The organism is Ruegeria hyattellae, from assembly GCF_041537925.1.
In the GTDB taxonomy this organism is placed as follows: domain Bacteria; phylum Pseudomonadota; class Alphaproteobacteria; order Rhodobacterales; family Rhodobacteraceae; genus Ruegeria_C.
The window spans coordinates 1-8,768 of the sequence record NZ_JBGOSH010000034.1 but is presented as its reverse complement, the minus strand read 5'-3'; the positions used below and the strand labels follow the sequence as shown (position 1 = coordinate 8,768).

Here is an 8,768-nt window from a genome sequence, read left to right as displayed (position 1 = left end):
TCGGCGAAGTCTTGCGGCTTTCAGGCACATCCTGAAACATCTGCGTAAAGAACATATAAGCTTTCGCATCAGTCTCGATCAGCGTCTTCAGATTTTGCACCGCCGGAAGCAACGGACTGGTGTCCTTATCAGCCTTCGCAGCGATCTTTGCCGTCCAGGCATCCAACACGCCCTGATCCGATGGTAACCATTTGCCGACCTTGTAGTGCACATTGACCGAAGTTTCGTGTGCGGACATCAGGGACTCCTTTGTGCCATGTTTGGGCGGTATGTTGTCACGAAGCTAGCATAGCGCAGCGGCTCTGTCGCAGGTTTTGCTCGGCCCATGGACGCCGCCGCTATCTCAGACCTTTCTGTCGCCGCCAGCGCAATGTGCTGACTTCCCCCATTCGGGACAGGTGCAGCAAAAGCAACCTTTGTCCGCGTCTCGCTCATTGCCTGACGAAGTTTCGCTGCGCCCGGCACGAATGGCTGCTCTATATGCCGCACTGCCGTGTTCAAGATGATGCCCGCGCGGCAAAATCTGTGCTGCGAGCGCGCGCAGCGAGAAAACCAAATTCACAGGATGGGCTCTCCCGGCACCTTCGCCGCGAGATCCATGAACGACCGTTTCGGGATGGAGCGCCTTTCGCGGCGCGACGAACGAACTAGCAATACGCGGGACGAAGCGGACTTTGGCAACAATGATGAAATGGCTATGCGACTGAGCGAAACCCAGCCTTAGTATTCCCCTTCGGGTATGCAATCTCTGGCTCTGAAAGACCAAGCCCTCTGCACAGTGGCTTCCAACCGACTCCAAGCGGCAGATCAATCAGCCGGTCAGCGGGAACCTCGGCACGAACACTGGCGATCGATGCCTCGTAGATTGAAAGAACATGCGCTTTGTCGTCGATATTGCCCGCAAAGACCCGCTCGGTGATGACCCTTGAGCCAATACCCCCTACGTCTTTGCCTGATTTCAAAGCTTGCTGTATTGTGCCAGTGAAACTCGACCACCAATCTTCGGCGGGTCTGTGAGTCAAAACCACCTTTGCGTCTGGATAAAAGGCCACAGTATCGCGCCAGTAAGCCGCAGAAGGCCAGTCCACGGCGCTGTTGAATCCGTCGAAAAGTTTCGGCCAATCAGGATCGGCTCCGTTCACGAATGCGCTCCAACGATCCCGTTGTTTCTCGCTGTCCATGACCTCGTACATGTGATGCGTGGGCCCAAGCCCCAGAATTTCAAGGGCACGCTTGAGGCTTTCTGTTCCCGTTCGTCCGAATCCAGCGCCAATCACTTTCAAAGTCATCTCATATCTCCTGTCTCTAAGTCCTAATTCATGAAGCTGAGCTTCGGCTGCGCATTGAACAATCAGATCAATTCGATATTCTAGATTGAATTTTTCAACCTAACTCTCAGGTCGCATCCATGTCCCTTTCACCTGAAATTCTCGCACTGGATTTTGCGGCGCTGCGGACTTTGAAATTGGTTTACAAGCACCGTTCATTTGCAAATGCAGCCTCTGAATTGGGGATGAACCCATCCTCTATCAGCTATACCATCGAACGCGTCCGAAAAGCCGCCAAAGACCCACTTTTTATCAAACAGGGTGGTGGCGTTGTTCCTACTGAACATTGTGGCAGACTGATCAAACGTGTGGATGTCATTCTGGGAGAAGCTGAACAATTTCAAGATGATGAAGAGTTCAATCCTTGCCGCGCCGCTGGCGAAATCACCGTTAACGTCAGCAGTTACGAAACGATGTTGGTTCTGCCAAATGTCGTGCGACGTCTCAGAAGCGAGGCACCTGGTATCAGATTGGTGCTGAACTACAATTTTGGCTCGGCAAAGGAAATTCTTCTTAGTGGACGCGCCGACATCTATCTTGGCCCACAGCGAATAGACACAAACGGTGTCTACGGAGAAGAATTCCTCAACAGCGAACAACACCTGTGCATGATGGACCCGTCAAATCCGCTGGCAGGAAAATCGATCATTAATTTGGCCGATATTCGTGATGCTGACTTTATCTATTTTGAGCCGAGACCCGGATGGCAGCAGGCCCCTGTTCGCTATGCCAGAGAGCAGGGGATCAATCTTAACCGCGCAGTTGTAAGCAGCGATGCAATTTCCTTTGGAGACCTTCTCGTAGGAACAGATCTACTGGCTGCTCTGCCGTCCAGAATGGCGCAACGCTTTGCAGACCGATTGACCCTGAAGCCTTTCGCCTTCGAGACAGGTATGGCCGAGCACATGTATTGGACAGCCTCTTCTGACCGCTCAAAACTGGCCGCCTGGGTGCGTTCCGTCATCAAAGAAGAAGCCCAAATGGGTCAGTGACGAAAGGCAACTTTGGGCTCTCTCTGCCCGTTCTCTGCGCTCCGCCTGAAAGGCAGCTTTATCTTTGTGGAACCTTGATGACCTCGACATAAGGTCCGGCGACATCAGACAAAGCGGGCCTGGGAGCTGCCTCCCGGCAATCCGTAATCAAAGGGAAGCCCCCTGGCCAAATTGAAAGCCAAGACTTGCACCAACGGTTTGAGATGTCTCTCAGATCAGCTTGAATTTGCGTATTTTTTCCAACGCCGACTTCACTGCATCCTTGTGAGCTGCAAATCGCTCGATGCCCGGATACTCGGCAGTAAGTGCTTCTATCTTTCCAAGAATCTGGTCAATTTTGGATTGAATAACTTTCACACGCGCGGGATCGCGAAAGGCTCCGGCGTCAAACTCAGACACCAGTTTTTCAGACGACGCTTGAAGCGCGAACACTTTTTTCCACATCGCCTCGCTCCCCTTCATAGTGGTTACAAGGCCGCTCTCTTCTGACTTGCAGGTGTTACCAAAAGCGGCAGCAGCAGTTCCGGCGTTCTGGATGGACTTCTGGATCAGCTTTGCCTGTTTGCGGTCACTGTCACGGTATCTGATGAGCTCTTTAGGGCTTAGCCAATCGGGGATTTTGAGATCCGGCTTCTTCCCGCCTTTGAGCTCGAACTCGATCGCTGCCCAGGTGTCGGTGCCGACTTTGCCGTCGGGCTTGAGCGGGGGCTTGAGACGTTTCTGGAACTTCTTGACCTCGCCATCGGTGAGCGGGCCGAAGATGCCGTCGACTTCCAACTTGGGCCGGGCGCCGAGCTTGTTGAGCTTGGTCTGGAGCGTTTCGACGGCAGAACCGGTGGAGCCGCGAACGAGAGTGGGCTGTGCCATAGCGTTTGTCCTTACCTTTCGAGTAAGGTCTGTCAGCAGGAAGAATAGCGCCTCGGGGCTCTGTTCACCATGTAATTCTGGATGATGGGTCAAGTTGAGCGACCGCCCGCTCTGGGCTCTTTGCAGACTCATGCGGCGGCGCAGACGCTCGGTGGCTTTTCGTATCGTGGTCTGGCGATCCCTCGCTAGACCCAAACTGGTTTTCCATCGCTGAACAGCGGCATCAACCTTTTAACCAGTTCGTCGGGCGAAAGCCGGTGCGCGAGTTCTACCAGCCGAGGATCTGTTTCGTGGCTGATCGGCGCCAGGTTCAACAGGCTGCCGAGATTGCCCGCGAAGCTTGGTGCTTTGACCGTTGCCATGGCCTCGATCAGCTGCCGATCTTTGGGGGTTTCCTCTTCGCTGGTGGATTCACTCGGATCTTCGAAGAAGTCGTATCCAGCAACGCCGACGTCAGGAAAGGATGGCGCGGCTGGCCCCGAGGCCGCCACGCGTTGTGACAGAGGTGGCTTTGAGACCGGCTCGGGTTCCGGTTCTTCAGCTTCGTTCGACTTCGAGGACCCGACGTCCTTCAGGAACTCATCATACCGGGTCACCACACCAGTTTTAACCACTGGCACAACCGGCCAGGATTTACCTTTCTGGCTGTCATTGAGGGCTTTGAACCGATGGTCTTTATAGTAGGACACGCGGTTTGTCCGGATGGGGAACATGCCTTTGCCGGTGATAATCACCTCTTCCTTGCCTAGGCGGCCGATTTCTTCCGGTGTCATCAACGCCCGGCTCTTCTCCGACCAGCTTTCCGACCGGCCGGGGTCTTTAGACCAGTTGCGTCCAGATACGGACTTTTGCGTCACTGTCTTGTTGCCAAGCGCCTTGGAAAGCTTTTGCTTTGTCTCTTCAGAATTTGGTGTCAGCCAGACATGCAGATGCGAGCTTTCCGTCAGGATTTCCTCGCCTGCTGGTCCATAGTGTTCCCGCAGCGAGGCCGGCGATTGCACGACCAGGCACAGCCGGCCACCATAGCCGGGCAGGGTGGTCACAGCTTCGAGCACGCCCTGCATCTTTCCAAGCGAATGAAACTCATCGATCAGAAACAGGACTGGCAGGAAAGGCTGTGTCGCAAACTCTTGCGTCGGTCAGAGCTATCGCATTGGCAGGCGGTTGTTATCCAGCGAGCTCTGCAAATTGACGGAATCCGCTTGTCGAAGCTCCCAGCTGGCCCTTGCGGATCATGTTGGCGGTCTCGATGCCTGCAAGTGTCGCTGCTGCTGAGACGAAGCTTTTGAAACCGAGCATAGGTCTCGTGAGCCGCTTGATGAACCGGTGGTCCTGCTCGATAATGTTGTTGAGATATTTCGATCTGACGGTGTCGATATTGACTGGCATCTGCAACCGCTTGAAGATCTTGTTGACCTCTTTGATCCCGGCCGCATTGCTCCTGCTTTTGTCAATTGTGATCCGTTTCGGGATTCCATTGTTGCATAATGCATTGGCGAAGAACTTCTTTGCAGCCTTGGTGTCTCGCTTCTCGGAAAGCATGAAATCAAGGGTTTGACGATCACGATCCACGGCACGATAGAGGTACACCCATTCACCGCGAACTTTGATGTAGGTCTCATCCATACGCCAGGATTCAGCGGTATTGGCCTTCCGTTTCTGAGCTGCGCGAGCGGCCAAGGGTGAATACTTCACAACCCAGCGATTCAGCGTCGCATGATCAACCGATACACCTCGCTCGGCCATGATCTCTTCCAGGTCACGATACGAGACGCCGTACCGGACGTAGAAGTAGATCGCGAACAGGATCACAGATTGCGGGTAGTGCGCACCTTTGAAGTCGATCATCGGACATTCCTAAACTCTGTCAAAGACCAGCCAGCCATTGGATCAAACCGCGCGAAGGTGCAACACGCCGACCAAAGTTTGCGACACAGCCCTTTCGTTGTATTCCGAGCAGTTCGTGACCTGGTACTTTGCTTTGGGAAACTTGTTGCGACGAGCATCATTGAATTTGTATGGCATCCACAGCAACTCATGGGAGGGAAAGCAACAGAGCTAATCCTGAAGCGCGATCCGTGCAACAAGATCTTTTTGAACCTAAAAATCAAAACAGGTGCGCCCCCACGACACGAAGACTCGCGGGGGCCACTGTGCAGTGAAGCTTCAGGCCTTTATCGCCCGACCGCTCATCTACACAATCTTTCTGCCTTCCTTTTTTGCCTGTCGCAGTTCGCGCATGAATGAGGTCACGATCAAGGCCAGAACGATTGCGGAAATAAATGGCCAAATCAGGATATAGAGAGTCAGCATTGGTATGTTCCCTTTCTCGTTACTTAAGAAGGTTTCAGTTGTTCGTCGGCGACGCGGACCGCAGCCATGGCAGCGTCATCGTCAAAGCTCGTGACCCGTTCATTGATCACGTCGAAATCGAACTTTTCCTTGCCCATCAGACTTAGGGCGACACAGATAATTGTGCTGGCCCCGTAGGCGGTCAGCGACCCCAGCAACACAGTGTATTCGCGCAGGAAACCGGAGAAATAGACGGCGCAGGCCACCGCACCGACGGCCGCCACGGTCAACCCGATGATGCGGCCGAAAAACCCAAAGGCCATCAACCCCAGCACTACGCCACCGCCGACTGCAGCGACAAGTTCGAAGAACCCACCTACGATGCCGGTCAGCGGCAGGATTTCAAACCGCACGACGGTGAACATGATCAACCCACCGACAACGGCCCAGATAAAGGCTTCGTTGGTGACGCGATTCCAGTAGCAACTAGCGATGACAGGAAACACGATGGCTCCCCAAAGAGCCCCCACGAAAACCAGCATTACCAGAATATCGAGCGAGAAGCTGGCAAGTATTAGCCCGGCCATGGTGGCCACTATCATCGTCAACCGGCCCAGCAACAGCATCTTGCGCGGGTTTGGATTGCCCTTGGCCAGATTGCGGCCGTAGATATCCGTCATCATGATCGCCGCCAGCGCCGACAGATCGGAATCGGCAGTCGATGACAGGGATCCGATCACCAGTATGAAAAACAGCGCAATCATGGCGGGCGGCAGATAGGCTGAAGCCATCTGCGGAATGATATTGTTCAGATCACCTTCATGCGGTGCGATACCCAACATCAAGGCCATCAGACCCAACATGCCCAGCCCGATCACGATCGAGCCATAGCCGAGCGTCGCCGTGATGAAGGTGGGTTTTATCAGGTCTTGCCGAACCGCGAATAAACGCTGCGCGATGGTCTGATTGCCGATGGCATAGGCCAGCACAGCCACGAAAAACGGGGCGCCTTGCTCAAGGATTGCAGTGGTCGAGAAGAAATTGGCCTGCTCTTCAGTTATTATGGCAAATCCAGCACTCAATGCTTCGCTGCCACCGGCGCTGAAATAGACCCACGGGATAATGACGACCGCAATCGACATCATCGCTACAACCTGTGCGAAGTCCGTCAGGATCGACGCTCGGAACCCGGACCACAACGTATAGGACAACACGCCAAGACCGGCGATCAAAACACCCGCCTGGAATGACAATGGCGACAACACTGACACCAGCGCGCCTGCTGCTGTGAAATTCACCATCAAGCTGATTACGCTGCCAAAGAGGTTGGATATCGCCAGGATCAGCTGACTGCCTGAACCGTGGCGGGCGTGCATAATTTCGGCCAGCGTATGGGCATTGGGGGCCAGCGCGCGAAATCGCAGACCGAACGGGTAGATGAAGAGGATCATGAGAGCTCCCCAGAACCCATAGTGCAACGGCCCGGACAAGCCGTAGTTATAGCCCGAGATTGCTGCGCCATAGAAGGACGCTGCCCAAATCCATGTGGCAGTCATGCTTGCGGCAGATATGCCAAAACCGACCTCGCCGCTGGAGACCATAAACCCATCAACACTCTCATCCTTCTCGTTGACATATGTCGACATGTAGAATGTGGCGCCATAAAAGACGGCTAGAAGAATGATGACAGTCACTGTTGAAAACTGGAAAAATACTGGATCAGACATATGTCGTGCTCCCTGTTGTTCGAGTTCCGGCGGGCTTGTGCCTGCTCAGACGAAACAACGGGCGATCAATGGCCGAACGAACAAAATTGAAGCTTTCTAACCCGCATATCCGTGATTCATAAGTTATAGTTGTGCATGAAGTCCTTCAAACGATATAATCTATGTTTATCTCATCAGGAATACTTATGGAAAAAGTTCGAAGCCAGTTACCTCCGATGACAACACTCGCCGCATTTGAGGCTTCTGCTCGCCTCAGAAGCTTTACCCGTGCATCCGAAGAATTGTTTGTAACGCAAGCAGCGGTAAGTCGGCAAATTAAGATATTGGAACAATATCTCGGGGTGAAGCTGTTCGACCGAACTCACAGGCGGATCGAATTGACGGAAGCCGGTCAAAGGTTTCAGCATTCGGTATCGGTCGCCCTTGACTTGCTCGTAAATTCAGCCGGTTCCATACGTGTGGAGAACACCCCCCACGACTTGACATTGGGTGCGGATCTGTCGATGGCACATCTATGGTTGATGCCTCGTTTTCATGAGTTTCAGGAGCTGTTTCCGGAAATCTCCGTAAACATCAGCGCTTCTGACAGTGAAAAAGATTGCTTCAAAAGCGGCGTTGACATGGCGTTGCTGTACGGTGATGGAAACTGGCCCGGTTTTGATGCGACCCTGCTGGTTTCGGAGGAAATTTTCCCGGTCTGTGCGCCAGGGTATTTAGAAGCTAGCCCCCCAATACTGGAACCAAATGACTTTCTTGAACATACGCTATTGGACCTGCGTGGCGACCGTTGGGATTGGGTCGACTGGCACCAGTGGTTTACAGAGAAGAAAGTCCCATTCTCCGAAAACATGCGATCTCTAGGATTTAGCAACTTGCCTTTGCTCGTTCAGGCCGCGTGCGCTGGACAGGGAATTGCACTTGGGTGGGACAGGTTGTTGGATCAGCAACTGGAAAAGGGCGAGTTGGTGCAGCCACTAAAGGTTTCTCTTAAGACAGGGCGTGGGTACTTTCTCGTCAAACGATCAGGTGTGAAACTGACGCAGGAAGCCACCATACTCGAAAACTGGATCATGGAGATGCCATAAAGTGGCTCCCTCGCTTGAGACCAAACGAGGGAGCCAATTTTTAGGTTCAGAAGACCGTGTTGCACGGATCAGGACTGAGGCGAATTGGCCCCTTACCCCATCACTTCAGACGACGCGATCATACGCCGCACGACCGAGACCTGTCATGCGGTTGAGCGCCTTTGATGCGATTTTCGCTTCGGCTATCTGACGGTCGAAATCACGCGCTTGCAGGCGATCGCCGATAACCTGTTTCCATCTGCCGATCTGGGCTTCAACCCGCGATCTCTCGTTGTACCCGGTCTCAGTTTGCCAGTTCATTCTGCCGCGCTTTGCGATGGCATCGATGTGTCGGTTGCGCTGTGCATTCTTGCCGCAAACCGCATTCTTTGGAGGTGGGATTGTGATCTCAATTTCTGGCCCAAGCTTGTCCACCAGACAATCTGCGACGCCCTGACCGTCATATGCACCGTCTGCCAAAAACCGCGCCACGCTAAC

At 53.6% G+C, this 8,768-nt stretch carries 10 protein-coding genes; 2 read left to right on the top strand and 8 right to left on the bottom strand.

Features of this window, described 5'->3' with window-relative positions; translation table 11 throughout:
• Both AB1E33_RS29460 and AB1E33_RS29455 read right to left on the bottom strand, forming a co-directional pair.
• A partial coding sequence (locus AB1E33_RS29460; RefSeq protein ID WP_372580788.1) for a phophatidylserine decarboxylase associated domain-containing protein occupies positions 1–238 on the bottom strand: 238 nt, incomplete at its 3' end.
• A 457-nt stretch (positions 239–695) separates the two neighbouring features.
• Positions 696–1,289 (bottom strand): sulfotransferase family protein, encoded by a 594-nt coding sequence (locus AB1E33_RS29455; RefSeq protein ID WP_372580787.1) that lies wholly within the window; start codon positions 1,287–1,289, stop codon positions 696–698.
• A gap of 119 nt (positions 1,290–1,408) precedes the next feature.
• Here AB1E33_RS29455 and AB1E33_RS29450 point away from each other — a divergent pair, with 119 nt between their 5' ends.
• Positions 1,409–2,320, top strand: a complete 912-nt coding sequence (locus AB1E33_RS29450; RefSeq protein ID WP_372580786.1) for a LysR family transcriptional regulator — start codon at positions 1,409–1,411, stop codon at positions 2,318–2,320.
• 210 nt (positions 2,321–2,530) lie between these two features.
• Here the strand turns inward: AB1E33_RS29450 and AB1E33_RS29445 are convergent, their stop codons facing one another.
• The 5 genes from AB1E33_RS29445 to AB1E33_RS29425 all read right to left on the bottom strand — a co-directional run bounded on the left by AB1E33_RS29445 (position 2,531) and on the right by AB1E33_RS29425 (position 7,206).
• The gene (locus AB1E33_RS29445) at positions 2,531–3,187 is read right to left on the bottom strand and encodes a peptidoglycan-binding domain-containing protein (RefSeq protein ID WP_372580785.1); all 657 of its coding nucleotides are present in this window, start codon (positions 3,185–3,187) and stop codon (positions 2,531–2,533) included.
• A gap of 185 nt (positions 3,188–3,372) precedes the next feature.
• Entirely contained in the window at positions 3,373–4,296 is a 924-nt protein-coding gene (locus AB1E33_RS29440) for a type IV secretory system conjugative DNA transfer family protein (protein WP_372580789.1), read from the bottom strand.
• Positions 4,297–4,354: 58 nt separating this feature from the next.
• On the bottom strand, positions 4,355–5,035 hold the full coding sequence (locus tag AB1E33_RS29435) for an IS6 family transposase (protein WP_372580784.1): 681 nt from the start codon (positions 5,033–5,035) through the stop codon (positions 4,355–4,357).
• A 345-nt stretch (positions 5,036–5,380) separates the two neighbouring features.
• Positions 5,381–5,500, bottom strand: coding sequence for a putative transporter small subunit (locus AB1E33_RS29430; protein WP_372580783.1), 120 nt, complete (start codon positions 5,498–5,500; stop codon positions 5,381–5,383).
• Positions 5,501–5,523: 23 nt separating this feature from the next.
• The gene (locus AB1E33_RS29425; RefSeq protein ID WP_372580782.1) at positions 5,524–7,206 is read right to left on the bottom strand and encodes a sodium:solute symporter family protein; all 1,683 of its coding nucleotides are present in this window, start codon (positions 7,204–7,206) and stop codon (positions 5,524–5,526) included.
• Between the two features lie 161 nt (positions 7,207–7,367).
• On the opposite strand from AB1E33_RS29425, the gene AB1E33_RS29420 reads away from it, so the two are divergent.
• Positions 7,368–8,291: a LysR substrate-binding domain-containing protein gene (locus AB1E33_RS29420; RefSeq protein WP_372580781.1), complete on the top strand. Its 924-nt coding sequence runs from the start codon at positions 7,368–7,370 to the stop codon at positions 8,289–8,291.
• A 105-nt stretch (positions 8,292–8,396) separates the two neighbouring features.
• Here AB1E33_RS29420 and AB1E33_RS29415 read toward each other — a convergent pair.
• A partial coding sequence (locus AB1E33_RS29415; RefSeq protein ID WP_372580780.1) for a transposase occupies positions 8,397–8,768 on the bottom strand: 372 nt, incomplete at its 5' end.